Raw genomic sequence first — 26,349 nt, 5'->3', positions numbered from 1 at the left:
AGATGTAGACGTAAACCCGCCCCGGCTGAGATACAGCAGATTCCATCTCAATGTCATACACTCTTATTTTGTCACCCCTCGTAAGAGGGTGCGATGTTCTGTTGCCTTCCCGACAAAGAACTTTTCAAATAGATATAACGGGGCGCTGACAAAGCCTTGGCTTTTTAAAATTAGGGCTTTGACTGCTTGTCCCGGGGTGATGATTTCCTGAGGGTGAGTACCCAGTAGTTTGTCGGTGTGTTCGACTAATCCCATTTCATCGCAGGTGCCTGCAATTAGACAGCAGCGGTCAATATGCTGTACTCTAATAGACATCTGGCAAAAAGCCAGTCTTAAACAGGCAAGATGCCTGTTCCACAATAATTATTGGAGATATCTAATATTAGACGCTTCAATATTTCTCATCTTTATAAAAAGACTGGATTTTGCGATCGTACCTGCGGAATGTGGGTTATATCCGTTACAAAATCCGTTGCCGAACTTCCTCGATCACAAAGTTGCCAGAGGAATAGAACACTGAGTCCGGTTAAAATTGGACTCTTCGGACTCAGAAGGCACAGCCAGAACCTCTAATTTGCCGTTCATCAAACTTAAAAGAGTCTGATTCATCAATAGCCTCATTCCAGAAGACACCTTAGAATTATCGCTGCTCTTAGTAGCATCACACTCCAAATCGTGCTTAAGCAAATCCCAAGACTCACTCCAAGCACTGACTGAACGCTGATCGTCAACCCAAATGTGAACGTATCCAGATTCCGGCGAAGAATGCGCCGAAACAGAAATACTCCCCTCCTCCATCTGAGCAACAGCCGTATCTACCAAATTGACTAAAACTTGTCTAAACCTCGGCAAATCTGCCAATACATAAATTCCGGGATCGGGCGGTAATATCTCCAAGCGAATGCTGCGATTTGCAGCTTGCAAGTAAGTTAAATCATCTACTTCATCAAAAATCGTAGCTAACTGAATCGGCTCAATATCCATCGTTTCAGTGCCGTGTTCAGTTTTAGCAACAAAGATAATCTCATCTATCAATTTCACCAGCTTGAGTGCGGCGAGGTGAGCTTGCTCGACAAACTCTCGTTCCTCAGCAGGATCGTCGCACAGATCCGACAGAATTAATTGCAGCGTACCAATCATACTGCTCAGGGGCGATCGCAACTCGTGAGAAGTTCGAGCCAAAAAACCAGCCTTAAATTGACTCATCTCCGATGCCATCTGATAAGCCAATTGAGTTTGTTTAAGTTGCTCGGAAAGGGCATCAAACTCCTTTAAGTAATTTTCTTGAGGATTTGGTGGCTGGTAGGGCGCAGGTTCTGGCTGTTGCGAGCTTTTTTGCCGCGGGTGCCAAATCAAACTGCTTCCCCAACCCAGTCCCAGTCCCATACCTAAATATATCAAGTCGCTCCAGCCGATCGGCGCCATATTGCTTTGCCTTGGAGTTTAGCTTTTAGCATTCTAACTCGATCGCGCCTTGTCGCAATATTTCCCAATCGCTGCCAGTCCATTTAGCCACAGTCGAAGGCAAACTCGAAGCTGTTGTCGCTGTTGCTAATTCAGAAGGAACTAATGTCAAGACTTCCGGAAACTCAGCCTCAATTTCTGCCACCGACTTCAGAGGCGGCTGGCCGGATAAATTGGCACTGGTAGTAGCCAAAGGGCCTGTCTGCTGTAGAATTTTGAGGGCCAGGGGAAAGTTAGGAACTCGTACCCCGATTGTAGTGCGATCGATCGAATTCATCGCCGCCGGGACTTTTGCCGAAGCCGGCAGCACCAAAGTTAACGCCCCCGGCCAATAGGATGCGGCTACTTGCTGCCACAAGTTTAACTCTGCTGGAGACCCCAGGACGTATGGCCACAAAGCCTCCGCCGAGGCTGCCATCAAAATCAGCGGTTTGTCTTGGCTGCGCCGTTTAGCTGCAAAAATCAAGTCAGCTCGATCGGGCCTGGCAGCCAAAGCGGGTACAGTATCTGTAGGAAAACTGACAATATAATCTCCTGAAATTGCCCCTTGAACTAGGGCATTTATCGAAACTTGGGTCATCGGATTTTTGATTTGAGATTTGAGAATTGTGGCATATTATTAGACGAGCAATTGCATTAAATCGCTTTCCAATCAGGAAATTATCTGCGTTTATCTGTATTTATCTGCCTTGCATCTGCGGTTGACCTATGAATTCAAGATGTATGCAATAAGTCTATTTTTGAAACCTAAAGACGATAGGCTAAAGCAAAGCGATCGACTCCTGCTAAATCAGAAAATATTTGAACTTTGCCATAACTCCCGTGACTTTCGAGCATATCAGCCACCGCCTCAGCCTGTCCCGCCATCATCTCAACCAACCAAACTCCCCCCGATACTAAATAATCGGGAGCCGTTTCGACCAAATGCCGGATGCACTCTAACCCGTCAAAACCGCCGTCTAAGGCCAGATGAGGTTCGTGCTTCAAAACTTCCGGTTGCAGAGTCAGCACCGTGCTGCTGGGGATGTAAGGGGGGTTAGACACCATGCCGCTGACTTGACCTTTGAGAAATGCTAACGGTTCCCACCACAAACCTTGATAAAAATTAATTCCCGATGCAAAACCCAAATTCTCAGCATTCAGTCGAGCAACTGCCAAAGCTTCCGAACTGCAATCTACCGCATAAACCGTAGCATTTGGCAAGGCACAAGCTAAGCCGATCGCGATCGCCCCGCTGCCCGTCCCCAAATCCACCCAATGCGATTTTGGATTGACACCATAGCTTTTAACAGCTTCTACAGCCAAATCGATCAGCAATTCTGTTTCAGGACGCGGAATTAGCACCGCCGGCGTTACTTTGAGCGAAAAATGCCGCCAATGTGCGACTCCCGTTAAATACTGCACCGGCACCCGTTGCTGCAAGCGCCGCTGCCACAATTGAGCAAGTTCAGATAAAGACAACTTTAATTCAATTTTTGGCCAATCTTTAAACGACTCCAAACGCAGAGCCAACCTATCCAAACCTGCCAGCTCTTGCAGCAGCCAGTCGATTTCTGCTAGGGGAATTTCATAATCGATCGCCTCGGTTTTAGCTTGATTCATCCACTGCCAAAGCTCTAAACCAGAAACAAACATAAGACTTTTTAGTAATGGTAATTGTTAATTGCTAATTGGTAATTGCTAATTGGTAAATAGTAGGTTGAGTCGAGAAACCCAACCTACTATTTAATGACTGATAACTGATGACTGATGACTGGTGACTAACTATTAGCGAGCCGGTCGAGGTTGGCTCGGAGCTGGAGCCGGAGAGGCAGGAGCCGGTCGAGTTTGATTCGGAGCAAGCTGTGGATTTTGGCCAGCACCGGCAGGTTGGAGCGATCGCACAAATTCCAGCGACTCCCGCGAGGGAATCAAAATCATTTGGGTCAACAACGGGTCGTTCTCAGTACGCAAAGCTTCCAAAACCCTCTCCAAGTTCACCACCTCAATCTTAATTGAAGCAGTTACATTCGGCTGCTGCTGCTTGAAAAGTTCCACCATTGCCTGCAATTCTTCCTTGTTAAAAAACAGGGGAATTTCCTCTTTCTGACCCTGCTGAATCGTCAAATAGCCATTTTCCGGGCCCCCAGTGGCAAAAAACAGAGGTACACCGTTTAACTCGTTAACTTGTTGCCCAGCTTGCTGGAGTACAGTTTTAGCCGACTGCACTTGCTGCGGAGTCGGAACAAAAGCAAACTGCACCTCATCCGGCTTGCCTTTATTTGCTTGAGCGATCTGATAAACTGCTCCCAGGGACAAGGGTCTCACGCGCGCCAACGCCCCCAACTGAGGATCTGTCGTTTTTAGTTTTTCGGCGTAAGCTTGAGCATCTTTCTGGCTGATAAAAATTACCGCTACCGAAGTATTGCCGCTTTGACCTTGACCTTGTTTGGGGACAGAACCCGTCAGGAACGCACCCTGAGCATCCGTAATCGTAAATACCGGCACAGATTGCAACTTTTCCAAAATTTGCGCCTCGGGGATTGCTAGCGCCGACATATTGTCTGTTGCTAAGGAACCGAGCAGAGCGCTGCCCGCAATTCCCAATATTGCGCCCAAACGAACTAATGATTTCATGTTTTTTCCAGAAGGAGCGATCCTGAAACACATTAACGCAAAGACTGCCGCCTTCACACGATCGGCAAAAAATCCCTCAATTAGTTTTGATCTTGACAAAATCTCAACATCAAAGGCTGGTTGTGCTTCAGTCTATTATTTAACATTGTGCGATCGGGATGACAGGATTTGAACCTGCGACATCCTGCTCCCAAAGCAGGCGCGCTACCAAGCTGCGCTACATCCCGGTGATAGTTAGCTATCTTTTCACCATTAACTCACAAAACCCCTCGCTTGTCAAGCTTTTTTTAATTTTAGCTATCAATGCAGCTACGCCGAAGTTGTCTTCAGGTTGTGCGGTTTGACAATAATTGCAGTTTCTATCAGGGTCCTGCTGCGGAATACATCCAAACCTAACGAACCGCAACGCACAGGCCGAGGGGGTGTTGGCAGCGTCAATATTGCATTTCCTACTTTATAAAACCTAATCAAGCTTAACTTTAGTTACCTAAAGTCAGTTAAAGTTTATTCCCTACGCTGTTGGGTAGTCGGGCATCCCCAAATAAGTAGGTTATTCTCCTTAAGCCAAAGGTTATAGGGTTAAGTTTAGGACCTAAACCTCAAGTAGTCTACCTAGAAGAACCGATCTTTCTAGATTAAGAAGAGGTAGGTTCAGTCAAATATTTGCCCCTTTAGTTAAGCTCAACAAATCAACGCTGACCCCCACCTGTAAGCTAATCTGGATACCAAAACATACCTTTAATCCCCTCCGGATCGGACATAAAGCCCAAATTTCGGTAAAAATCCACCACCTGAGGGTCAGCAAATAAGGTAATGTTGCTGATATCTTCACTGCGGAGTTTTTTAATGATGTATTTCATCAGCGCCTTGCCCATGCCTTTACCCTGGTAGTCAGGATGAACTACCACATCCCAAAGCGTGGCATTAAAAGCATGGTCTGAAGTCGCTCTGGCGAAACCGACCAGCCGTCGCTGGCTGCCCCGCATCTCCCACATAGAGACGACTAAGAAGCTGTGCACAATAGCTTTTTTGACTTTACGCAGGGGACGGCGGGACCAACCCACTGCATTACAAAGTTCTTCGAGTTCGTAGAGGTCAATGTCCCGATCGCAACTGAAAAAGATGCGAGCGTTGCCGCTGGCGGGTTTGCGAAACGTTGGGGAAAGCGGATCGCCTAACCCAACAGCCACATCTTCCTCAAATTCCGCTGTTTGGGGTACAGAGGCAGACTCAGAACTACTAAATAAGTTTTTCCAAAAACCCATGCAGGCGCGGTTAAGGTAGTAAAAGTTGGACGACGTGAAAGAGAACCCGACAGATAAAACCACTCCGATCGGCGTGGGATGAATAGCGGGTAGCCTCTTGAGGAACAGTTTACGGTACACTCATCTTACGCCGAAAACAGGGATTTGTCGTCCAACATTCAATCTGCGCTTTTTTAATTCTCGTCAAGTTTGGTAGGAGTGTTCTGCTACCCAGTGCCCGGACAACCCGCTTTTAAGGTAAAATTTGTTGCCGAACCAGGACGGAGGCATTTTGGGAATTGCTTCTTTTAAGTGCCGCCGATCGCGCCGGAACTTACACCCTTGGTGCGAAATACCGCTGGAATGGCGCAACGGTGACATTCTCGCGATCGGTACCCAGACAGATTTGACTTTTGCTTTTAGTGAGGAGACGGGCACAATTTAAGTCGAATCGTCAAATCAAAAATCCCATTGCCATAAGGCATGGGAGAGTCAATACCTAGTATATCTCCCGCACCTTCTCCTCAATTATGGCTTCGGGTTTAAAACCATCTACACTAGAACTTCTCAAGCGCTTTAATCGAGCGTTTCCGCAGTTTTACGAGCAATTTGTCAGCAGCGAAATCCAACTGCAAAACCTCAAATTAGCTTACCAACTTTACAAAACTCGGCAAGCAGTCATCGAAATCAGAGCCGAAGGTAACAAAAGTGCCCTGCATTTTGCTTACCGGAACCAGTCTTTTCTACTGAGCGATATTTTTGGAGTGCTGGCGGCTTACGGACTGACAATTCACAGTCTGAGCCTGTACGGTCAAATTTACCCGCCCATGCTGGTATTTATCAAATTGGTAGTATCTCGCGGTGGCAAGGTACTGGCAGATAAAACAGCAGAAAACGTCTGTAGGGCGGTTCGAGAGGCCTTGGCGGGGCATTTTGAGGTTGAAGAGATGTTGGCTGTGGAATTTAATTTAGACGCGGGTTTGGAGGATGTGGCAACTGAATTCTACGTCGATCCGGTTTTCCACTTGCCAGCTTTGCTGATTGAAGCAGATAATCAGCCTGGACTTTTTTACAAAGTTATGTATGCCATCTGGCAAGAGGATTTGTTGGTGGTAAATGCTAATTTGCTGGTTTGGCGGGGGCGAACTCGCCTGATTCTCTACTTGTTGGGGCCCAATGAAAGTTTAATTCCCGAGTATCTGGGGCAAAAAATCGCTGAGGGGGTGCGACAAAGATTGCTGGGCGAGCGATTTTAGGGATAGCACTTACGCTCAGAAACTGGGTTTTTGGTCAAAACCTCAGTCCTGACAAAGGTGAACCAAGCCGATCGCCCGCTAGCGGAACCCTCGAAGAGGATCGAACTGCTGATACCTGTGTGTTGATTTCGGGATAGGATAAAATTATGGCAACCATCGACATCCTAGGGGTTCGGCACGCTTGCGATTTGACGGCTCCGACTGCAACTTCCCCGGTTCTGGTATTCGTCCACGGCTGGCTGTTAAGCCGCCGCTACTGGCAACCTTTGACCGATCGCTTGGCACCCAACTATCAGTGCCTGACTTACGATTTGCGCGGGTTTGGCGATTCTCAATCAGACGGCGGCGATCGCCGCCGTTCCGAACCGCTAAATTCCTGCTACACTCCCGCAGCTTACGCTCGCGATTTGGAAATTTTACTCGAAAAACTCGATATATCTTGTGCTTGGCTGGTGGGACACTCTCTGGGCGGTACGATCGCTCTTTGGGGAGCCAGCCAACTGTCCGATCGCGTTAAAGGTGTCATCTGCATCAATGCAGGCGGTGGCATCTATCTTAAGGAAGAATTCGAGCGGTTTCGAGCCGTCGGCAAGCAGCTAGTGAAAATGCGTCCCCGCTGGCTGTCTCACTTGCCGTTAGCAGATTTTGTGTTTGCCCGCGATGCTGTGGCCCGCTCGATCGGCCCCTCCTGGGGACGGCAGCGTTTAAGAGATTTCGTGGCGGCTCATCCAGAGGCAGCTTTGGGGGCTTTATTAGACTCCACCACAGAAGCGGAGATTCACCTCTTGCCGCAAATTGTGTCCCGACTCAAGCAGCCTGTTTATTTTATTGCCGGCACTAAAGACAAAATTATGGAACCAAAATACGTGCTGCATTTGGCTAGCTTTCACTGGATGTTCCAAGGTTGCGGCGAGAATGTCCTTGAGATTCCCGATTGCGGCCATTTGGCAATGGTAGAACAGCCGGATGCAGTGGCTAGTTACCTGCAAAATATTCTTCACGAACACACTTAAAGGGAATTGGGCAAAGCGAAGCCGAGGCATGGGGTATTTGGCCCAACTCCGGTTCGGGGAAGCGAAGCTCCCCAATAGAAATTTATAGCAGAAGATCTATGTGAAGAAACAATTGACCCCATCGGGAAAGTGCAATCAAGAACCTCCTAACCGTCAGGACGCTTGCTATACAAGTTAAAAGTTAAAACCTTCTTCCCTGTTCCTTCTTCGGTGTTCCTTCTTCCTTCACCTAAATCTGTTATGTTAAATAAATAACTCTGCCCGATCGCCCTAGAGGACAGAGGTTTTCATTTAATAGTGGCTTTCAACTCTCAATTCTAATTCTGCTTAAATATCTGTGCGCGTTAACCTCACCGATCGGCAACAACACATCCTTTGGGCAACGGTTCGCCACTACATAGCAACAGCGGAACCCGTTGGCTCAAAAGCTTTGGCTGACGAATTCAACCTCAGCGTCAGCCCAGCTACAATTCGCAATGCGATGGGGACTCTTGAAAAAGCTGGATTGCTCTATCAGCCCCACACTTCGGCCGGACGAGTCCCCTCTGACTCCGGCTACCGGATTTATGTAGACCAGTTGATTCAGCCGTCTGATACGCTGGCCCGCAAGGTGGAACAGGTACTAGACCAGCTCAATTGGTCGGATGGTCGCATGGACGCGGCACTGCGTGGCGCTGCTCAAATCCTGGCAACTATCAGCGGTTACATAGCCATGATCACCATACCGCAAACCAATATGGCTTGCTTGCGCCACTTGCAACTGGTGCAGCTAGAGCCGGGAAAGGTGATGCTGATCGTGGTGACGGATGCCTACGAAACTCAGTCGGTTTTGGTGCAGTTGCCTTTGGACGCAGAAGGTAACAGGCCTGATGTCGAAATCGTCGATCGCGAATTGCAGATTTTGTCGAATTTTTTGAACACCAAGTTGCGGGGACGATCGCTCTCGGAACTCTCGGCTGTAGACTGGAGCGAGTTAGACCGGGACTTTGAACTCTACGCTGAGTGGATGGGAACCATGCTGGCTGCTTTGAGCAGCCGCCAAAGAAATCCAACCTACACGCGGATTCTGATCGGCGGTTTGGCAGAAGCGCTGCGCTTGCCTGAGTTTTCGCAGTTGCAGCAAGTTCAAACCCTGGTGCAACTGCTCGAACAAGAGCAGGAACTGCTTTGGCCTTTGATTTTTGAATCGCCTGAGTTGGACACCCCCGGGAAGCGCGTAACGGTGCGTATTGGTTCGGAAAATTCTTTAGAACCAATTCGCGGCTGTACTCTGATTTCTTCGACTTACCGCCGGGGATCGGTGCCGGTGGGTAGTGTTGGGGTTTTGGGACCGACGCGGATGGTTTACGAAAATGCGATCGCGGTGGTGGAAGCTGCGGCGGATTATTTGTCAGAAGCTATTGGCGGAAATCGAGTTAGTTTTCCTGATGGCGATCGAGGGCGATCGGATAATCCCTTGTTAGATGCACCCTAATTTGATAGCCCCAAGCTTAACTGGCTTGGGGTTTTATTATCTGTCCCGGCCGCACTGGCAACATGAAGAAACCGGGTTTCTTGGCAAAAAACCTAGGTTTTCACGATCTTCCTGAGGCAAGAAACTAAGGTGATGACATCTTGTGCGTCCACGATCACTTGTGTTTGAGAATCATACCGATGCTGTTGGAAACGAACTGGGAACTTAGGCACAAATACTAAAGAAAGAGGCTCTTTATATCCCGAGCGATGGCGCTTCACAAGAGATTTTAGTCAAAAACCCGGTTTCAGCCTCCAAAAGCGGCTCGGAAACTGGCAGGAGTTGCGGGCGATCGACTTTGCGGCAGTGGGGGTTTGAGATAGCGCTGGCGAGCGATCGCGCCTTCACAGAAAGTGGTCGCACAGCGCCAGTCGAGTGACGGGTTTAGAAGCCTAACCGAGGAGTTTTCCTGCAAACTGGGTGGGGTTCGCCGGCTCTAGGGAGCGCGGCTGCACAAAAGGAATTGAGGACGCGGGAGCGACGATCGCGGGGTTCCCGAAACCAGCAGAATGTCAAAATATTAAGACATTTTAGAGAGTTCGTCAAAAATATCTAAAAAAGATTAGTGTTGATATGAAAGCGATATTTCTTTTGGGAATAGCCCGGGTTAGACAATTGCAGATAACTTGCAGTAAATTTGGCTTGATTGCTACTTCATAAAAAAGTTAACCGCTGAGTTAAGATCGAAACGAAATTTAGGGAATTTTCTTTTAGCATTAAATGAAATCGACTGATAAAACTAAGAATACCTTTGCGATAACAACGCCTCTGTATTATGTAAACGATTTACCTCACGTGGGCAGTGCTTACACGACTATGGCAGCCGATGCCCTAGCTCGATTTGAGCGGCTGCGGGGCAAATCAGTTTTGCTGGTGACGGGGACGGACGAACACGGGCAGAAAATTCAGCGGACAGCCGAGACTTTGGGGCGATCGCCCCAAGCTCACTGCGATTCAGTGGTTCCGGCGTTTGAGGCGCTTTGGAAGCAACTCGACATCCAGTACGATCGCTTCATCCGCACAACTTCGCGGCGCCACGAGTACATTGTCAAAGAATTTTTCCAGCGGGTCTGGAACTCCGGCGACATCTACTTGAACCAGCAACAAGGCTGGTACTGCGTCTCCTGTGAAGAATTCAAGGATGAACGGGAATTGTTGCCGGGAAATCGGTGTTCCATCCACACCAGCAAAGAAGTTGAGTGGCGCGACGAAGAAAACTACTTTTTCCGCCTGTCGCGGTATCAAGACCAACTGCTGACCTTGTACGCAGAACGTCCTGACTTCATCGCGCCGGAAAGTCGGCGCAACGAACTGCTCAGCTTTGTCAACTCTGGACTGCAAGACTTTTCGATTTCGAGAGTGAATCTGGCATGGGGTCTGCCAGTGCCGGTTGACCCGAGTCACAGCATTTACGTCTGGTTTGACGCTTTGCTGGGATACGTCACAGCTTTGCTAGATCCGGACAGCGACCCGACGTTGGAGAATGCTTTATCTAAATGGTGGCCCATTGACCTGCACTTGATCGGCAAAGATATTCTTCGCTTCCACGCAGTTTACTGGCCGGCAATGCTGATGTCAGCGGGTCTGCCCCTGCCGGGCCGCGTTTTCGCTCACGGGTTTTTGACCAAAGACGGCAAAAAAATGGGAAAAACGGAAGGCAATACTTTAAACCCAGTCGAATTGGTCAATAAATACGGCGCTGACGCAGTGCGTTACTATTTCCTCAAAGAAATTGAGTTCGGAGAGGACGGCGATTTTAACGAAACTCGGTTTATCAATATATTGAATGCTGAGCTAGCAAATGATTTGGGAAATTTGCTTAATCGTACCCTAAATATGGCTCGCAAATATTGCGGTGGCTGCGTGCCAAATGTGTTGGGAGAAAACATCGACGGCGACAACCTTCTCAAGGTTATGAGCCTGAATTTGGGCGATCGGGTAGCGGGTTTTTACGAAGAGTTGGCATTTAGCAAGGCTTGCGAAGCGGTGCTTGCATTAGTTCGAGGCGGGAACAAGTTTATTGACGTGCAAGCACCGTGGAGTTTGTACAAGCAGGGACAGATAGAAAGTGTCGAACAAGTGCTATATTCTGTTCTGGAATCTGTTAGACTAGCATCTTACCTTTTATCGCCGATTATTCCCAATATCAGCAACGCTATCTATCAACAGCTAGGTTTTTCAATTGACTTTAACGATCGGGTTACAGTTAACAGTTTAGCGATTTTTGCAGATCATGCTGCCTGGGGCGCTTTGCCTGCCAACCAAACTCTGGGGGAACCCCAACCTGTTTTTAAGCGGATCGAACTGCTGGAAACAGTACATTCATAGTTGGCAGCCAGCGCTCGGGGTGCTATGACAGACTACGAATTAGCACTTATTTCCTTACCAATCTTTCATAAAAATTGAGGCATAACAATCATGTTGAATAGAATAGAAAGCAACGACCTTTTTACGCCGGAACAGGTTCTCGAAAACCGGGGTCGAGTGGCAATTTTTATTGACGGTTCTAACCTTTTTTACGCGGCTTTGCAGTTAGGAATTGAGATTGATTATACTAAGCTGCTGTGCCGTTTAACTGCGGGTTCGCGGCTGCTGCGCTCTTTTTTCTACACGGGTGTCGATCGCACTAACGAAAAACAGCAGGGGTTTTTGCTGTGGATGCGCCGCAACGGCTACCGGGTGATTTCTAAGGATTTGGTACAGTTGCCGGACGGTTCTAAGAAGGCGAATTTAGATGTAGAAATCGCTGTGGATATGATGGCTTTAGTGGGGTCTTACGATACGGCGGTTCTGGTCAGCGGTGACGGTGATTTGGCTTATGCTGTTGACGCTGTGAGCTATCGCGGCGTGCGGGTTGAGGTGGTGAGTTTGCGATCGATGACAAGCGACAGTTTGATTAATGTAGCCGATCGCTATATCGATTTGGAAATGATTAAGGACGACATCCAAAAAACATCGCGCCCTAATTATGCTTACCGCCCTTTGTCGGGTCTGAGCTTGATGGAGGAACACGACGACAGATAGCGATTTGGTAATGGGTAATGGGTAACAGGTAATGGGTGATTGTTAATGGGTGGAATCATTGAAAATTAGAAGTTAAAAATTTAAACAAAGCATGACACATTTTTAATTTTTGATTGAGTGTTTTTCAATACCGAATTATCAATTGCCAATTCCCTATTCCCCATTCCCAATTACCAATTGCCAATGATTAACCTCAAATCCCAAATTCCCCATCTTAAATACCCAAAATTGGTGCTGCTATTTTTACCAGCACTGATTTTGGTAATTGGTGCTTGTGCGGCTCCGCAAGAGGCTCAAAAGAATAAATTAGCTGAGGATATCAAAACTGCTCAACAGTCAAACAGCACTTTAACTTTGAATAAAGTAACTCTAGAACAAGCAAATGAAAAGGGCGAGACGTTCTGGAAAGTAAACTCTCAAAATGCCGTTTACAGCAAAGACCAAAAAATAGTTAACGTTCAGAAACCTGTGGGCAAATTGTTTCAAGACGGCAAAGAAATTTACGACATTCAGGGAGAAACGGGGCAGGTATTTCAGGAAGGAAATCAAGTTTTTCTCAAAGGTAACATAGTCGCTAAAGACCTGAAAAATGGAGTCGTATTGCGCGGAAATGAGTTGGAGTGGCGACCGAAGGAAGATGTTTTAGTTGTCCGCAACAATTTGACGGGAGAGAACAAACAGGTGACGGCTTCAGCGAAGGAAGCGCGAGTTTTCAGTAGGGCTAAGAGGATGGAGTTATTCGGTTCTGTGGTGGCAAATGTTAAAGATCCGGTTTTGCAATTGCGAACCGAGCACTTAGTGTGGTTTGTGGAGCAACAAAAGGTGAACAGCGACAAACCGACTCAAATTGACAGATACAAAGATAAAAAATTAACAGATAGCGGTTTTGCCGACCAAGTAGATGTAGACTTAAAAACCAAGATTGCGACGCTGACGAAAAACGCTCAGTTGATGCCATCAGACCCGCCGCTGCAAATAGAAAGCAGTTTGATGAGTTGGAATTTTCCGGCGCAATATGTGATATCGCCCGGGCCTGTGAAGGTTTTGCACCGCGTGGAAAAGGTGACGATGACTGGGGATACGGGGCGCGGAGATTTAGAGAAAAAAATCTTTTATTTGACGGGAAATGTGGTAGGAATTGGAGAAAAACGTCAAGCTCAATTAAATACAGATCGAGTAAGGTGGTATTTAACTAACCAGACTTTCGACGCGGAAGGAAATGTGGTTTACAAGCAACTAAATCCGGTGTTTAATTTGACTGGGCCGAGGGCGGCGGGAGAGTTAAAAAATCAAACTGTGACGGTCAAAGGTGACGGTGGCGGCGGCCAAGTGGTTACGGAATTTGTGCCCGACGAGTACAAGGAAAATTTGGGACAGTAGATGGGATTGCAACCGCAGATGTCGGCAGATGAACGCAGATGAACGCAGATATAATTAAGATTGGATTGAGTAAGGAGCGGTTGGGATGACAACAACTTTAGAAACAACTTTAGAAAGGGCAGATCAACCTATCTTAATTGACGGATTAAGTTGGAGAGAGTTTAAGGCTGTTGAACAGTTGCTCTCGCGTCCGGGAATCAGGCTATCGTTTTTAGATGGGGTGTTGGAGATTAGACGTATGCCTGCAAGAAAACACGAAACTGCCAAACAGCGGATTTCAACGCTGGTGGATATGTATTTGGAATATGCAGGGATTGATTTTACGCCAACTGGCTCGGTGACGCTCGAAAGTGAAACTGGAAGGGTGAAGCGAGAAGCGGATTTGTCTTACGAATTGGGTTCTAACCGAGAACGTCCCGATTTGGCGGTGGAAGTGGTGGTGACTAGCGGCGGTATTAACAAGTTGGAAGCTTACAAACGCCTCGAAATTCCTGAAGTTTGGTTTTGGGAAAATGGTAGGCTGCGTTTGTATTCGTTGGGGGATGATGGATACACTGAGGTCGATCGCTCTTTTGTTTTGCTAGATTTAGATATTGTATTATTGGGGCGGTGTATCAATATTGAAAATCACCTTCAGGCAATGCGCGAATTTAGACAAGCGATTCAAAGTTCTTAGAAGCCTGTTTTGAGAAAAATCAAAATTAGAAGCTGTTCACCGCCACACTCGCCTCAAATTCAGCACAAATCCGGGCAGTACGTCTTCGCCCGATAACTCTACAGGATCGAGCAATATTTCCACTTCTGCCTGCTGTCTGTAAATCTCTACCCGCCGATTTTGCGGGTCAATCAACCAACCTAATCTAGCACCATTTTCCCTATATTCTCGCATCTTCTCTTGGAGGGTTGAGAGAGAATCCGAGGCCGATCGCAATTCTACTACAAAGTCGGGACAAAGTGGAACAAAGCCTTTGCGTTCTTGTGCCGTTAGTGCTTCCCAACGAGTTCGATTTATCCAAGAAGCGTCCGGTGAACGGCGAGCACCGTTAGGAAGAATGAATCCGGTTGAAGAATCAAATCCTTTTCCTAAATCCTCATTTGCTTCGCACCAGATGCCAAGTTGCGTGCTGATGCTGAGATTGCGATTGCCTGATTCTCCTCCGGTGGGTGGATTCACGATTAATTCTCCTGCTGCGGTTCTCTCTAATCTCAAGTCGGGATTTGCCAATGCTAGGGCCTCGAATTGCTCGCTACTGACAAGAAGCGCGATCGCGTTTGGCAATTCTATAGAGATGGTTTCTGGTTCAGTAAATATTTGTACCATATTCAATTCCAGTTTTTTTTAGATTGAACTCGGCAACAAGAAAAGAGTTAAAGGACTCTCGCACGGGGTGGGGCGGGTTTACGAGATTGTGTGTTTTAGGAAATTACGATCGGTGAACCCGCCCCTACAAATTTTTGACAGTGGTGCAATATGTTTGACGCTTTCTACAACTGTCCGAAACCTTTTTTTGGCTTATCTTTTTTCTTTTTCTTCTTCTGCTGGGCACCCATATAGCCGCGGGAACCTGGTTGAACGCCGCCCATTCCCGGCATTCCCGGCATTCCCGGCAATCCTCCCATTCCTGTAAAGTTGCCTTGACTCATTTGCTGCATCATTGTACGCATTTTCTGGAAATCGCTGACCAGCTTAGTTACGTCGTTTTCTGCGTAGCCTGCGCCTTTGCCGATGCGGCGGCGGCGGGATGGAGAACTTGCTAAAAGTTCGGGATTGCGGCGTTCTTCAACTGTCATCGAATTAATCATGGCTTCGGTGCGTTTTAGCTGCACTTCTCCCTGCCGCATTTGTTCGTCTGAAAGTTTGTTCATCCCCGGAATCATTTTCATGATGCCGCCGAGGGAACCCATATTTTTTAACAGTCTGGTTTGCTTGAGAAAGTCGGTAAAGTCAAACTTTGCCGTGAGCATTTTCTCTTGCATTTTTTCGGCGTCGGCGATGTCGAATTCTTCTTGCGCTTTTTCTACTAGCGTCAAGACATCGCCCATGCCGAGTATTCTCGATGCCATGCGATCGGGATAAAATGGTTGCAAGGCTTCCACTTTTTCGCCGACGCCGACAAATTTAATCGGCGCGCCGGATATTTGCCGCACGGATAAGGCTGCACCGCCGCGGCTGTCGCCGTCTAATTTGGTTAAGATTGCGCCGGTAATGCCGATTTGTTCGTGAAAGGTGCGGGTTAAATTTGCTGCTTCTTGGCCGGTCATGGCATCAACAACTAACAGCGTTTCGTGGGGTTGTACTGTTTGTTTGATGCGGTCCAATTCTGCCATCATGTCTTGGTCGATTTGCAGGCGACCTGCGGTATCGACGATGATGGTATCGATGCCGATTTGTTTGCCGTGCTCGATGCCTTGGCGGGCAATTTCTACGGGGTCAATGTCTTTGCCTAATTCAAATACTGGTACGTCTATTTGTTTGCCTAGGGTCAGCAATTGGTCGATCGCGGCGGGTCGATAAATGTCGGTTGCAACTAGCAGTGCGGTACGATTTTGTTTGCGGAGGTGCAGCGCTAGTTTGGCGGTAGCTGTGGTTTTCCCGGTTCCTTGCAAACCGGCCATCAGGATCACTGTGGGCCCGGAGTCGGCGGTGGCGAGGGGTACGTTGGTTTCCCCCATGACGCGCACGAGTTCGTCGTGGACGATTTTGATGAATTGTTGGTCGGGACGGACGCCTGAAACGACTTCTGCGCCTTGTGCTTTTGCCGCTACCTCTCCGATGAAGTTTTTGACGACTTGGAGGTTGACATCGGCTTCCAGGAGGGCGCGGCGGACTTCTTTGAGCGCGTCTTGGATGTTGGACTCGGAGATTTTATTTTGTCCGCGCAGTTTTTTCCAGGTGGATTCGAGTCGATCGGCAAGGGCTTCAAACATAGGGCATTGTTGGCTAGTCAGTCTTTTTAATTTTAAGGCTAAATGCGGATGTTTGGATTAATGTTTTGCTAATTTTTGAATAATCCTTTCAGGGCGGGCTAGGAGCAACGGCCCACAAGACAATTCATATATTGTGGAACAGGCATCTTGCCTGTTCTTAAAACTGCTGCCACAAAATTCATATATTGTGGAACAGGCATCTTGCCTGTTCCTAAAACTGCTGTCCTAAAATTTATCTCTTGTGGAACAGGCATCTTGCCTGCTCTTAAAACTGCTATAAGATGATGTGGGTTTTTATGTATTCTGCGATCGCTGGTTGGACTGTGAAAAGGGTGCGATCCCCCTTTTCGACTTTTTCAATTAATGACCTCCGTCTCAAGGATTCGACGGCTTTGAGGAATTCTGAAGGGGATAATTCCAGAAGGGCTGGTTTTTTGGAGATTTCGACTGCTTTGTTTTGATTCGCCAACCAGGACATGACTTGTTTTTCGGAGTCTGACAAGCGCTGAAAATGTTGGTGCAATAAATATTCTAAGTCTCCTAAAACTAGGCTATCATAGGATAAAAATTCAGAAATATTGCCGCTAAATAAGTCTTGAATTGCAGCGGCTACTGTATTCAACCACAAGGGATTCCCTCGGTAAAGCTCGATCAATTCTGACCATTTTTCGGATTCTGCTAAGCCTTTTTCTGTGAATATTTCTCGCGCTGGTTCGCCTAAACCATTGAGTTGCAATGTTTGACAATTTTTCTGATGGCTTTCTAATGCTGCAATTTCTCTGGGTTTTTCCCAACTGAGCAAAATTAGGCAACTGTTGTGGCATGATTCTATGATTTGTTTGAAGAATGCGCCATAGTTTTCATAGCCTGGTTTGTAGTTTCCTGCTAGTTGTTGGCTGCTGAAGATGGTTTGCACATCATCGAGTACGATCAGACAGCGGTGCGAACGTAAATGGTGGATTACCCCCCCCAACCCCCCCTTGCTAAGGGGGGGAGAAAGAGGTTGAATCTCTTCGCCACGCCTGGGATAAGGAGGTTGAATCTCTTCGCCACGCCTGGGATAAGGAGGTTGAATCTCTTCGCCCCCCCTTGGCGACGGAGGTTGAATCTCTTCGCCCCCCCTTGATAAGGGGGGGTTGGGGGGGTTAATTCCTTGCTGCTGCGATAGGAATTTAATTAAGTCGGTTTGGAGTGTTTGTAGGGGTGGCGCGTCGCGGAGGCTTCGCCAGATGATGCAGTCGAATTCGTGTTGAATTTGTGGGATTAGTTGGAGTGTAAGGGCGGTTTTGCCAATACCGGATAAGCCGAGGATGGTGATGAGGCGGGTGCGGTCTAAAATCCAGTTTTCTAGGGTGGAAAGTTCGGATGTGCGATCGTAAAATGTCGAGATTTCTGGTGCGTCGTCTAAGTCGATGCGGGGCTGTTTTGCTGTTGGTTGGGGGTTTTGGGGAGTTTTGGGCGATCGCACTTTTTCACGACAAACGTTAAAGTTATTATTGACTGTGACATTCTCGCCCAATTTAATATTATCGCCAACTATAGCTAATTGATAATTATAAATTTTTTCCTGCTCTAATACAGTCCTAAAATTTGCTTTAGTAATATTTTTTCCTAATTCTTTAGAAAGTATTTTCCAAAGTTGCGATCCGACATTTCTGACATGACTTGGACTTGAGTAAACTTCTTGAGCAATTTGCGTGTAAGTTGTGTCTTGTAAAGTTCCCCGCAGAATAGCTTCTTGCACGTAATCTAAATGCTTTCCCGTCTTAGCAAAAATTAGCTCATCTGCCAGCGTCAAAACTTCGGCAATATCCATAGATTAGGGAGAAGCTGGAGTTTACGCCATTGATTATACCTGACATTTCGTACAATCGTGACATTTTTGATTTTGTCATCTATCTAAAGTCAGGACTTTTCCTACACAGCTCATCCTTTATATTAATTGATTAAGGTATTAGCAGGATATTTATATGAAGCGAGTGCGGTGGCTCAGCGGTTTGTTGTCTGCTGGGGTGTTGTCTTTTACTTTAGCGACTGTTGGCGCACAAGTGGCACAGGCCCAGCGCCCAATCCATATACTCGACCTGCAATGTCTTGTTACAGGGGGTTACCTTGATAATCGGGGCAACTTACAATATGTTAACAGGCGGCCTACAGACATTTCCATAGGCCGACAACTATACACCAGTATTATGAGTGTACGCGAGGCCAGTTGGACTTGTAAACTTCCCGGTGGTCGTGCTTCTCTCCGATTAGAGTATGGAGTTGACGATCGAGATGAGATTTCACCCCCCAAAATAGAGGTTTATGTAGATGGAAATCAAGTAGCTTCTCAGGTGGGCAAGCCTGGGAGAATCAATACAATGCTGGTAGATGTTAGTAATGGTAAAAGTCTAGCTCTTGAGATTTCTTGTTCCACAGAAAAAAGATGTAATTACAGGTCTTATCACTTCTTCAAATTTCATCTGGAGCCGGGGGCAAGCTCTCCTGGGAGTCGATAAATTATGAGTATCAGCCGCCGTCAATTTAATCGGATCGTCATCTGGGGTGGCGCTTCTTTTGCTGCTTCCGCAACATCCGGCATCTTTTTCCCCAAACCTGCCGAAGCTTATTCCCTAGAATTTCCGATTAGTGCCTTATCAGCCGATCGCGTTTTTAACGGTATTCAAAAATATTGTGGAGCACAGCCCATCCCCGGCGTTCTCTCACCAATCGTACAAGGCAATACTAATGTTAGCAGTAAAATAGAACCAGCGGCCGCTAACGCCATTCGCACCGCAGACAAAGAATTTGTTAACCGCAATTTTACCAGCAAAAGAACCGAATTAGCGGTAACTGGCAGCGGTTCTAATTTTGCATCAGATACCAGTCGGCTGTGGGGCCGGCAAAGACAGGATAAAGTTGGCCCGAATGTAGGCTTTGGCTTCGTGCAAAAGTGGGAAGATCAATACAGCGATGCCAAAATTTCTGGGCCGACAATGTGCGCTATTCATAACGCTCAACAAGTCTTAGCCGATCAAAGACTTACACCTCCAGAAATCGCGGCTTCTGTATTGCCAACGCGATCGCGATTGGATGATTGGGGTTCTTGGGGAGGGGATGCCGATGCGTCTGCTGGGAGGAATCCCGGTGCTGTTTTTGCTCAATACGATACAGCCGGGGGTACGGTGACATCTCGCTATGATTTAGTTGAACCTGGGCCGAAAGGTTTTGGGCGTGTTGAGTTTACTATTGAAGCGGAAGATCAGCCTCGGCGGGTGATTTTGGTGACGGTGAGGTTTTAGGGGAAGAGTAATATTAATTCTCGCGTTTGTTATCGGTTCCGACGGGGGTTTAAACCCCCGTATCATAGCGAAAGTCCTTTGAAAAGGACTGAAATGCCGATCGACGGATCGTAATACAGATATTCGGTAGGGACACAGCAGTGCTGTGTTCTCTTTCTGTATTTATTTCGATTGTAGGGACACAGCAGTGCTGTGTCCTCTTTCTGCGTTTCTGCGGATACGGACACGGCAGTGCCGTGTCCCTACAAATATTCTGTATCAAATCAATTTGACCTTTGCAATTGACCAATCAAATCTAATGCTTTTTGAGCATCATCGTTCATTCCTTGAGCTCTAAATAAATTAGCAGCTTGTTGCAAATCTGCGATCGCCCCTTTTGTATCTCTCATTCTCGCTAAAGTAATGCCTCGGTTAGCATAAGCTTTGGCATAATTGGAATTGAGCTGAATTGCTTGAGTGTAATCAGCTAAGGCAGAGCGATCGTTACCAATCCGAAAGAGCGCCAATCCTCTGTTAAAATAAGTGTTAGCGCGACCCGGATTAATTTGCAGCGCTTGATTGAAATCGTCGATCGCTCCTTTTTGATCGCCCAAGTCCGAAAGTGCTAATCCTCGGTTGTTGTAAGCCGCTGCAAAGTTTCTATCCAAGCGGATGACTTGAGTATAATCTGCGATCGCCCCCGGTTTATCTCCCATTGCCGACAAAACCAGCCCCCGATTGTAGTAAGCGTCAACATAACCGGCATTTAGGGCGATCGCTTTGCTATAATCAGCGATACTCTTGGGCATTTGTCTCAAATCGAAATAAGCGAGGGCTCGATAGAAATAAGCTTCCGCGTAATCAGATTGAGTTTGAATTGCTTGGTTAAAATCGGCAACTGCACCTGGCAAATCTCCCTTGTCAAACCGAGTTAAACCGCGAACGTAATAAGTTTTAGCATCTTGCGGGTTGTTCAGTTTCAGAGGTGCCTTAGTGGTTGGAGAGGTATCGATCAAAACAGCAGAACGATTTAACCCAGCTTCCGATAATTTAGCCAGAAAGATATTAATGGGAACCGCTACATTAAACCCGGTCTTGGTGGTGACTTGTGTTATAACTTTTTTTCCTTCGCCATCTGTTACAAAGTCTATATCACCAGCCGCGTGAACTCCAACTACGCGCCCTTCTCCATCAAATACAGGCCCTCCGCTCATTCCCCCTTTTGTTATAGCATCGTAACGTAAACTATAACCGCTTGGATAATCAGGTCGGAAACGACTGATAACATTACCTTTTACAAAAACATAATCGCGTTGAGTTCCGAACTGATTACCCCGCTGATTACCTGGATAGCCCGAAACAAAAATTTCTGTACCGATTACCGCTTGTTCGGAATCGCCTAAAGTTACAACTGGATAAGATTCTGCACTGTTAAATGTTACGACTGCTAAATCGGGAGCATTCTGGCCTTTCTGTAATAGTAAACTACGGGTTACTTGATAGTCTTTTTTCGTATTAGTGCGAATCGTGTAGGTATCCTTATCAGCCACAACGTGATTAGCTGTCAAAACCGTGTAAGTTGTGCCTTGTTTGGCAATGATAAATCCCGTCCCGCTACCACTTGTTTTTCCATTAATTTGAACGGTAACAGATTCAGCTAATTGGGCAATTTCTTGAGGAGTTTTTGCGAAAACAGGTGCTTGTGCAAAAACAACTATTCCTGCTACCGTTACCGTTCCTGCTAGGATGCTGGTGAGGGAATCAAAGCGCGAATAATCCCTATTCATAGGTGATTGCTGAAGAGTAAGATTTTTTATACTCCGAATAGTATAGATTAAAAGAAAATTTCTGAAAACCAGAAACCCTGGATGTTTGCCGATAATTTCGCTTTTTATGACATTTCGTACATTTCGTATGTTTCCACCATGGCCGGCATTACTCTGCCATATTTTATTTGTATATCTTCTAGGCTAACCAGCTCGAACTGCATCCCGAAACACTTTCAAAGCTTCTTTTTATTCGGACATTTGCAGGCATCTCCCCAGCAATTCTAGATCCAAATCCGGCAACAGCATACTCCGAGAAACGCGATCGTAACCCTCTGAGTTCAGTTGGTAAATAGCAAACACTCCGTCTTCCCAAAACCAAACTTCCGCTACGTTAAATCGGCGGTAGTATTCCAGTTTGTTAATAGTTCCGCTAGTGAAAATAACTTCGATCGCCAAATCGGGTGTTTCTCGCTGCCGCCGGTCTTCGCCAAAGTAGTAAGATAAATCTGGTTCCTTGCTGCTGCCTTTTGTTTCCCCTTGGAGTGTAGCGCTGCCCGTCGGTGTAAAACTAATATCTTTTTCTAAAAAAAACTGACATAACATTCCTGCTATCAGATATTTAATGGTTTTATGTTCCGCCGAAAGTGTGATAATTTCTACATATCCGTCGAGGTAAGACAAGCGAACACTGCGAGTATACTCTAGCAAGGAATCCAGACCTTTGAACTGCTCCCAAGTCATTGATAGCGGCAAAATCAACCGCTGTTCTGGAAGTGCAGTTAATTTGGGGTGAGTGGCAATAGTCATAGATACTTTCTCCGAGTTTGAATTTATACTTTTAGATTAACCGAAAAAATATCTAAAGGGAGAACAGTTTTAATATCAATTCTGCAAAGTACGGTTGCGTATAGATAGATTGCCCGCTATCTGTAGGGACACGGCAGTTCCGTGTCCTACACAAAACTGCCGTGTCTCCTACCCGGAACTAGATAGATCGCCAGTCTAATTCGCTACAAATAACTAAGCCAAAAACTGGAATTGAGAACCGTTAACTGCCAATGCAAACGGACTAGCTTGTTCAAATGAACCAGTAATTTCAAAGCTGTTGGTGTTTAAAACTATCCCCAAAATCCGTCCGTCTCTTTGGTTGATAATCACCATATCATCAATAATTCCGTCGTTGTCGTAAGCGATCAGATTGTTGTCAGTGAAGAGGAGGTCTAGTTCTGTTAAACCGTCAGTCAAACCGATGCGATCGCCTTCCTCAAACCTAAAATCTGTAATGACATCGGCTCCATTGACTCCGAATTGTTCATCGTTGCTTCTGAGCACAAATATATCAGCACCGGAGCCTCCCGTGAGCACGTCAACTCCCCGATCGCCCGCTAAGAAGTCGTTGCCGTCATTGCCGTCTAAATCGTCGTCTCCTTGCCCTCCCCGGAGGATATCGTTCCCCAACCCTCCGAAGATCAGGTCATTTCCGGCGTCCCCCCTAACTACGTCGTTGCCATCATTTCCATCCAGGCGATCGTCATCTTTCCCGCCGTAAATTATGTCATTTCCGCCGCCAGCGCCGATAACATCATTGCCGTTATTTCCTAAAAGCCGTTCGTTGGAATCCGACGAACCTGCTATAGTATCATTGCCGTCGAGTCCCCAAACTCCCCAGGGAAAAGACGCCAAATTTCCATCCTCTACATCAATTTCATCTGGTGTAGCGAATCCCAAAAAACGTGGCCCGCCCCCAGCAAATACAGGAAATCCCGTCAGATCGCCGAGAAGATTGTTAATCGTTAAAACCATAAGTATGTCCTGCCAAAAATCCTGTTAGCTGTATTATAATATGTTAGTTGTTGTCTGGAAAAATAGCAAGTATCTTTTGATTTATATCGCAAGTGTATTGGCTAATTAGAGACAAATAACCTGCTTGTCAATTGCCAATTACCAATTATTAATTACCAATTCCCAATTCCCAATTACCAGGGCTGTGCCTCATTCAATCCAAAGCTGCTCTAGATCTCGCTTCTGAGTCAAATAGCATTAGTTGCTGACACTATCCGCTACTGTCTACCGCTTATAATGGGTGTTACCCACCAGGTGGTAAACACGTTAATATCACCTATAACGTCGAGACTGAGAGGTTGTTTGTGAAAAAAAGTCAAAGTCCCGCGAGCCTCTGGTCAGAGAAAAAACCAAGTTTCCGATACCCACACACCAACTTTACAAACAGGATCTAAGTTCTTTACAAAGCCATAATCGCCGATCGCTGACATTATTTGGCAAAATCCACTGCTTTCAGGTGTTTTACTCATGTCTACCCCTAAATCGTCTGCCCATCAACACAACAACTCCGTAAAATCATTGCCAGCGACAGATATCGTCCCAACAGAGCAAGACCTTAACAATCTGCCGAGCGAACCAAGTATAGAACAGCTACTGGAAGCTTTGGCGGGCCAAGTACCCACTCAATCTGCTGAAATTGAACGCTTGAAAACGTGCAAACAAGATTTAAAGCGACTGTTTCAATTTCTCGGCGACCGCCGCGTTTTAATCGCAGTAATGGAACCTGGAACTTTTGCCCTGCGTTACGCTAACGCGGCATTTTGTCGCTTGGCCGGTTGGGAGGGAACGTCCTTGGCAATTGAATCTACCAACGGTTGGTTTGCAGAAAGCGAGCTCGCTCTGCTGGAACTGTTCGACGATGGAGACGGCAAAACAGTAGAACAATTGTACCGCCGCCACCTTTTGCACTGGGTATTGAAGCATTTTTATCAAATTGACCTCGACGGTTTGCGGGTGCTAGACGAACCTGTCACGGCGAGTGTAAAAAACCCCAAACACCGAGAACCCAAATTTATTGAATTTTGGCTCGGTTCGGAACAGTTGAAAATTAGTCGGATTGACTCAAAAATAGATGAATTTGCGGATATTCCTTTCAAATCAATGTCAGTTGCTGAACGGGAAGCTTGGCTGATGCAGCCGAATCAACTAGCCAATTTAGCCGATCGATTGCAGTTGGATAATTACCGGATAGAAGGCTTGCTGCTGCTAGAAGGTTTTGATGTCACCGTACAGGAGCAAATTCGGCGGCTGACTCAGTTATTGATCGATCGAGATTCGATGCTGCGGCCAGACAAATTTGAGAAAATCGATCGGTGTTTGCGATCGCTCTTCAATGCTGACGGCACTTTGCTGCTGCGTCCCGACGGCGACCAGGTACAGGTATTAGTTGCAAAAGACGGCGAACATTTGCAGCCGATTCTTTATTCAATCAACTCCCTAGAAGCTTCTCACTTTTTGAAGGCTACAGCAGCAAATCAAGTTTGGAACGTGCCAGACTTGCGCAGGGACTGCGAAACCGAGTGCGAGCGAACTTTGCGGAGAATGGGAACTCGATCGATGCTGCTGGTGCCCCTGGTAGTCAAATCTGTCACCCGCGAGGGGTGCGGGGTGCGGATTTTGGGTGTCGTGGGGCTGTTGTGCGATCGGTCGAACCACTTCAACGGCATTGACGCTCAACACGCCCAAGAACTGATTCCCGCCTTCATTGCAGCCCTCCGGCAAGCCATCCAGGAGCGGTTTACCCACATTCACAACATCCACCCCGCAGTCGAGTGGCGGTTCGCCCAAGAAGCAGAAAGGCGAAGTTGGGGACTACCCCCAGAAACAATCGTATTTGCTGATGTTCATCCGCTGTACGGAATTTCGGACATTCGCGGTTCTAGCGACGAAAGAAACCGAGCTATTCAAACTGATTTGCTCGAACAATTCCGCTTAGGTTTAGTCGTAGCTGATGCCGTTTGCGAAACACAAACTACCCACCTCGGCGAGCAACTGCGGCTCGACTTGCTCGACTACATCCAGCATTTAAAACAAAAAGTAACAGTCGATATGGAGGTGCGAGCCGCCGAGTATTTAAACGAGCATTTAGAAGTATATTTTGACTATTTTGTGCAGTGCGGGCCCAAGGTTCAGGCAGCCGTTGAAGCTTACCAAGCAGCTTGTGAAAATGAACACAACTGCGTTTACAGCGATCGTACCCGCTACGACCAAATGCTGAACCTAATCAGCACCAAACTCCAAGAAACCTGGGCCCGCTGGCAAGAACAAATGCAGCAAATTCTTCCCCACTACTGCGACATCGAATGCACAGACGGCATGGATCACATGATGTATGTAGGAAAATCGATCGATCCCAAATTTAGCCAGTTTCACCTGCACAGTTTGCGGTACGAACAACTGCGAGCAATTTGCGACTGCGCCCGCACAGTTTTTCGCCTGCAAGCCGAGTCTCAAATTAACATGGAACTCGCACATTTAGTCTTAGTGCAGAATACCACGATCGACATTTTTCACAACGAAAATACCGAAAAAATGTTTGATGTCAAAGGCACTCGCGACATCCGCTACGAACTCGTCAAAAAGCGGATCGAAAAAGCCGTTGACAAAGACGCACAAGAGCGGATCACCCAGTCGGGAATGTTGACTGTTGTTTATTCTACCGAGGAGGAGTGGGAAGAGTATCAGCAATACTTGCGCTACTTGTCTCGCGAAGGTTGGGTAGAGTCAAAAGTTCAGACGGGCACGGTAGAATCACAACAAGGAGTCAGCGGTTTAAAATTCGCCCGCGTGCGTATTTTACCGGAACCCGAATCAATTATTCATGTCAGTGAAGTTACGGTAGTAAACGATTGAAAATCAGCCTTGAAAATTTCTTGTAGTTTGGAGTTGCACGTTGACTCACAACGCGCAACTCCAAACTACAAGCACCGATATTTGGTATATTTTACTTTTGAGGCCGGAGCAAAAAATACACGATGGTTCTCACACAAACCCAACGTAATTTAATGTTATATTAATTAGAATTCGCTCCTGTTTA

Annotated in this window: 22 protein-coding genes, 1 tRNA gene and 1 pseudogene; 11 read left to right on the top strand and 13 right to left on the bottom strand. The window is 46.8% G+C overall.

Annotated elements, in window-relative coordinates:
* Positions 1 to 93: 93 nt before the first annotated feature.
* The 7 genes and pseudogenes from QUB30_RS15550 to QUB30_RS15520 all read right to left on the bottom strand — a co-directional run.
* Positions 94 to 315, bottom strand: a pseudogene (locus QUB30_RS15550) (DUF4277 domain-containing protein); the annotation flags it as partial.
* A gap of 174 nt (positions 316 to 489) precedes the next feature.
* The gene (locus tag QUB30_RS15545) at positions 490 to 1,425 is read right to left on the bottom strand and encodes a HAMP domain-containing sensor histidine kinase (RefSeq protein ID WP_333334709.1); all 936 of its coding nucleotides are present in this window, start codon (positions 1,423 to 1,425) and stop codon (positions 490 to 492) included.
* 25 nt (positions 1,426 to 1,450) lie between these two features.
* Positions 1,451 to 2,044, bottom strand: coding sequence for an L-threonylcarbamoyladenylate synthase (locus QUB30_RS15540; protein WP_333334707.1), 594 nt, complete (start codon positions 2,042 to 2,044; stop codon positions 1,451 to 1,453).
* Positions 2,045 to 2,211: 167 nt separating this feature from the next.
* Positions 2,212 to 3,099, bottom strand: a complete 888-nt coding sequence (prmC, locus tag QUB30_RS15535) for a peptide chain release factor N(5)-glutamine methyltransferase (RefSeq protein WP_333334705.1) — start codon at positions 3,097 to 3,099, stop codon at positions 2,212 to 2,214.
* 132 nt (positions 3,100 to 3,231) lie between these two features.
* Positions 3,232 to 4,080, bottom strand: a complete 849-nt coding sequence (locus tag QUB30_RS15530; protein WP_333334703.1) for a Tic22 family protein — start codon at positions 4,078 to 4,080, stop codon at positions 3,232 to 3,234.
* Positions 4,081 to 4,233: 153 nt separating this feature from the next.
* Positions 4,234 to 4,307, bottom strand: a tRNA-Pro gene (locus tag QUB30_RS15525).
* Between the two features lie 486 nt (positions 4,308 to 4,793).
* Complete coding sequence (locus tag QUB30_RS15520) at positions 4,794 to 5,345, bottom strand: GNAT family N-acetyltransferase (protein ID WP_333234890.1); 552 nt, start codon at positions 5,343 to 5,345, stop codon at positions 4,794 to 4,796.
* 247 nt (positions 5,346 to 5,592) lie between these two features.
* On the opposite strand from QUB30_RS15520, the gene QUB30_RS15515 reads away from it, so the two are divergent.
* From QUB30_RS15515 to QUB30_RS15480, 8 genes are all read left to right on the top strand, one after another.
* Positions 5,593 to 5,769 (top strand): hypothetical protein, encoded by a 177-nt coding sequence (locus QUB30_RS15515; protein WP_333334701.1) that lies wholly within the window; start codon positions 5,593 to 5,595, stop codon positions 5,767 to 5,769.
* An 85-nt stretch (positions 5,770 to 5,854) separates the two neighbouring features.
* Positions 5,855 to 6,580, top strand: coding sequence for a hypothetical protein (locus QUB30_RS15510; RefSeq protein ID WP_006631881.1), 726 nt, complete (start codon positions 5,855 to 5,857; stop codon positions 6,578 to 6,580).
* Positions 6,581 to 6,726: 146 nt separating this feature from the next.
* The gene (locus tag QUB30_RS15505) at positions 6,727 to 7,593 is read left to right on the top strand and encodes an alpha/beta hydrolase (protein ID WP_333334699.1); all 867 of its coding nucleotides are present in this window, start codon (positions 6,727 to 6,729) and stop codon (positions 7,591 to 7,593) included.
* A 331-nt stretch (positions 7,594 to 7,924) separates the two neighbouring features.
* Positions 7,925 to 9,067: a heat-inducible transcriptional repressor HrcA gene (hrcA, locus tag QUB30_RS15500; RefSeq protein ID WP_445300504.1), complete on the top strand. Its 1,143-nt coding sequence runs from the start codon at positions 7,925 to 7,927 to the stop codon at positions 9,065 to 9,067.
* Between the two features lie 759 nt (positions 9,068 to 9,826).
* Positions 9,827 to 11,434: a methionine--tRNA ligase gene (metG, locus tag QUB30_RS15495; protein WP_333334694.1), complete on the top strand. Its 1,608-nt coding sequence runs from the start codon at positions 9,827 to 9,829 to the stop codon at positions 11,432 to 11,434.
* A gap of 90 nt (positions 11,435 to 11,524) precedes the next feature.
* Entirely contained in the window at positions 11,525 to 12,130 is a 606-nt protein-coding gene (locus QUB30_RS15490) for a LabA-like NYN domain-containing protein (protein ID WP_006631885.1), read from the top strand.
* A gap of 183 nt (positions 12,131 to 12,313) precedes the next feature.
* Entirely contained in the window at positions 12,314 to 13,510 is a 1,197-nt protein-coding gene (gene lptC / locus QUB30_RS15485) for an LPS export ABC transporter periplasmic protein LptC (protein WP_333334692.1), read from the top strand.
* A gap of 85 nt (positions 13,511 to 13,595) precedes the next feature.
* On the top strand, positions 13,596 to 14,186 hold the full coding sequence (locus QUB30_RS15480; RefSeq protein WP_333334690.1) for a Uma2 family endonuclease: 591 nt from the start codon (positions 13,596 to 13,598) through the stop codon (positions 14,184 to 14,186).
* Between the two features lie 36 nt (positions 14,187 to 14,222).
* Here QUB30_RS15480 and QUB30_RS15475 read toward each other — a convergent pair whose 3' ends face one another.
* From QUB30_RS15475 to QUB30_RS15465, 3 genes are all read right to left on the bottom strand, one after another.
* Positions 14,223 to 14,831 (bottom strand): Uma2 family endonuclease, encoded by a 609-nt coding sequence (locus QUB30_RS15475; protein ID WP_333334688.1) that lies wholly within the window; start codon positions 14,829 to 14,831, stop codon positions 14,223 to 14,225.
* 164 nt (positions 14,832 to 14,995) lie between these two features.
* A complete protein-coding gene (gene ffh, locus QUB30_RS15470) occupies positions 14,996 to 16,438 on the bottom strand; it encodes a signal recognition particle protein (RefSeq protein WP_333334684.1) in 1,443 nt (480 codons plus the stop codon).
* A 274-nt stretch (positions 16,439 to 16,712) separates the two neighbouring features.
* The gene (locus tag QUB30_RS15465) at positions 16,713 to 18,254 is read right to left on the bottom strand and encodes an ATPase (RefSeq protein ID WP_333334682.1); all 1,542 of its coding nucleotides are present in this window, start codon (positions 18,252 to 18,254) and stop codon (positions 16,713 to 16,715) included.
* A gap of 376 nt (positions 18,255 to 18,630) precedes the next feature.
* Here QUB30_RS15465 and QUB30_RS15460 point away from each other — a divergent pair, with 376 nt between their 5' ends.
* Together QUB30_RS15460 and QUB30_RS15455 are read left to right on the top strand one after the other, a co-directional pair.
* Positions 18,631 to 18,939, top strand: coding sequence for a hypothetical protein (locus tag QUB30_RS15460; protein WP_333334680.1), 309 nt, complete (start codon positions 18,631 to 18,633; stop codon positions 18,937 to 18,939).
* A gap of 3 nt (positions 18,940 to 18,942) precedes the next feature.
* The gene (locus QUB30_RS15455) at positions 18,943 to 19,722 is read left to right on the top strand and encodes a Tat pathway signal protein (RefSeq protein ID WP_333334678.1); all 780 of its coding nucleotides are present in this window, start codon (positions 18,943 to 18,945) and stop codon (positions 19,720 to 19,722) included.
* 263 nt (positions 19,723 to 19,985) lie between these two features.
* Here the strand turns inward: QUB30_RS15455 and QUB30_RS15450 are convergent, their stop codons facing one another.
* From QUB30_RS15450 to QUB30_RS15440, 3 genes are all read right to left on the bottom strand, one after another.
* Complete coding sequence (locus QUB30_RS15450) at positions 19,986 to 21,488, bottom strand: tetratricopeptide repeat-containing serine protease family protein (protein WP_333334676.1); 1,503 nt, start codon at positions 21,486 to 21,488, stop codon at positions 19,986 to 19,988.
* A gap of 228 nt (positions 21,489 to 21,716) precedes the next feature.
* Positions 21,717 to 22,277, bottom strand: coding sequence for a Uma2 family endonuclease (locus QUB30_RS15445; protein WP_333334674.1), 561 nt, complete (start codon positions 22,275 to 22,277; stop codon positions 21,717 to 21,719).
* Positions 22,278 to 22,490: 213 nt separating this feature from the next.
* Positions 22,491 to 23,273 (bottom strand): calcium-binding protein, encoded by a 783-nt coding sequence (locus tag QUB30_RS15440; RefSeq protein WP_333334672.1) that lies wholly within the window; start codon positions 23,271 to 23,273, stop codon positions 22,491 to 22,493.
* Positions 23,274 to 23,780: 507 nt separating this feature from the next.
* On the opposite strand from QUB30_RS15440, the gene QUB30_RS15435 reads away from it, so the two are divergent.
* Positions 23,781 to 26,165: a GAF domain-containing protein gene (locus tag QUB30_RS15435; RefSeq protein WP_333334670.1), complete on the top strand. Its 2,385-nt coding sequence runs from the start codon at positions 23,781 to 23,783 to the stop codon at positions 26,163 to 26,165.
* Positions 26,166 to 26,349: the final 184 nt, after the last annotated feature.

Source organism: Microcoleus sp. BROC3 (assembly GCF_036702515.1).
Lineage (GTDB): Bacteria > Cyanobacteriota > Cyanobacteriia > Cyanobacteriales > Microcoleaceae > Microcoleus.
The sequence above is the reverse complement of the archived record's forward strand: the minus strand, read 5'-3'. Positions and strand labels throughout refer to the sequence as shown.

Excerpts from the sequence above, each read along its gene's own strand:
- QUB30_RS15450 (WP_333334676.1), bottom strand. The coding sequence starts at position 21,488 with ATGAATAGGGATTATTCGCGCTTTGATTCCCTCACCAGCATCCTAGCA.
- QUB30_RS15545 (WP_333334709.1), bottom strand. The coding sequence starts at position 1,425 with ATGGCGCCGATCGGCTGGAGCGACTTGATATATTTAGGTATGGGACTG.
- QUB30_RS15520 (WP_333234890.1), bottom strand. The coding sequence starts at position 5,345 with ATGGGTTTTTGGAAAAACTTATTTAGTAGTTCTGAGTCTGCCTCTGTA.
- ffh (WP_333334684.1), bottom strand. The coding sequence starts at position 16,438 with ATGTTTGAAGCCCTTGCCGATCGACTCGAATCCACCTGGAAAAAACTG.
- QUB30_RS15510 (WP_006631881.1), top strand. The coding sequence starts at position 5,855 with ATGGCTTCGGGTTTAAAACCATCTACACTAGAACTTCTCAAGCGCTTT.
- QUB30_RS15530 (WP_333334703.1), bottom strand. The coding sequence starts at position 4,080 with ATGAAATCATTAGTTCGTTTGGGCGCAATATTGGGAATTGCGGGCAGC.
- QUB30_RS15440 (WP_333334672.1), bottom strand. The coding sequence starts at position 23,273 with ATGGTTTTAACGATTAACAATCTTCTCGGCGATCTGACGGGATTTCCT.
- QUB30_RS15435 (WP_333334670.1), top strand. The coding sequence starts at position 23,781 with ATGTCTACCCCTAAATCGTCTGCCCATCAACACAACAACTCCGTAAAA.
- QUB30_RS15455 (WP_333334678.1), top strand. The coding sequence starts at position 18,943 with ATGAGTATCAGCCGCCGTCAATTTAATCGGATCGTCATCTGGGGTGGC.
- QUB30_RS15475 (WP_333334688.1), bottom strand. The coding sequence starts at position 14,831 with ATGGTACAAATATTTACTGAACCAGAAACCATCTCTATAGAATTGCCA.
- QUB30_RS15490 (WP_006631885.1), top strand. The coding sequence starts at position 11,525 with ATGTTGAATAGAATAGAAAGCAACGACCTTTTTACGCCGGAACAGGTT.
- lptC (WP_333334692.1), top strand. The coding sequence starts at position 12,314 with ATGATTAACCTCAAATCCCAAATTCCCCATCTTAAATACCCAAAATTG.
- metG (WP_333334694.1), top strand. The coding sequence starts at position 9,827 with ATGAAATCGACTGATAAAACTAAGAATACCTTTGCGATAACAACGCCT.
- prmC (WP_333334705.1), bottom strand. The coding sequence starts at position 3,099 with ATGTTTGTTTCTGGTTTAGAGCTTTGGCAGTGGATGAATCAAGCTAAA.
- QUB30_RS15505 (WP_333334699.1), top strand. The coding sequence starts at position 6,727 with ATGGCAACCATCGACATCCTAGGGGTTCGGCACGCTTGCGATTTGACG.
- QUB30_RS15465 (WP_333334682.1), bottom strand. The coding sequence starts at position 18,254 with ATGGATATTGCCGAAGTTTTGACGCTGGCAGATGAGCTAATTTTTGCT.
- QUB30_RS15460 (WP_333334680.1), top strand. The coding sequence starts at position 18,631 with ATGAGTGTACGCGAGGCCAGTTGGACTTGTAAACTTCCCGGTGGTCGT.
- QUB30_RS15480 (WP_333334690.1), top strand. The coding sequence starts at position 13,596 with ATGACAACAACTTTAGAAACAACTTTAGAAAGGGCAGATCAACCTATC.
- QUB30_RS15540 (WP_333334707.1), bottom strand. The coding sequence starts at position 2,044 with ATGACCCAAGTTTCGATAAATGCCCTAGTTCAAGGGGCAATTTCAGGA.
- QUB30_RS15445 (WP_333334674.1), bottom strand. The coding sequence starts at position 22,277 with ATGACTATTGCCACTCACCCCAAATTAACTGCACTTCCAGAACAGCGG.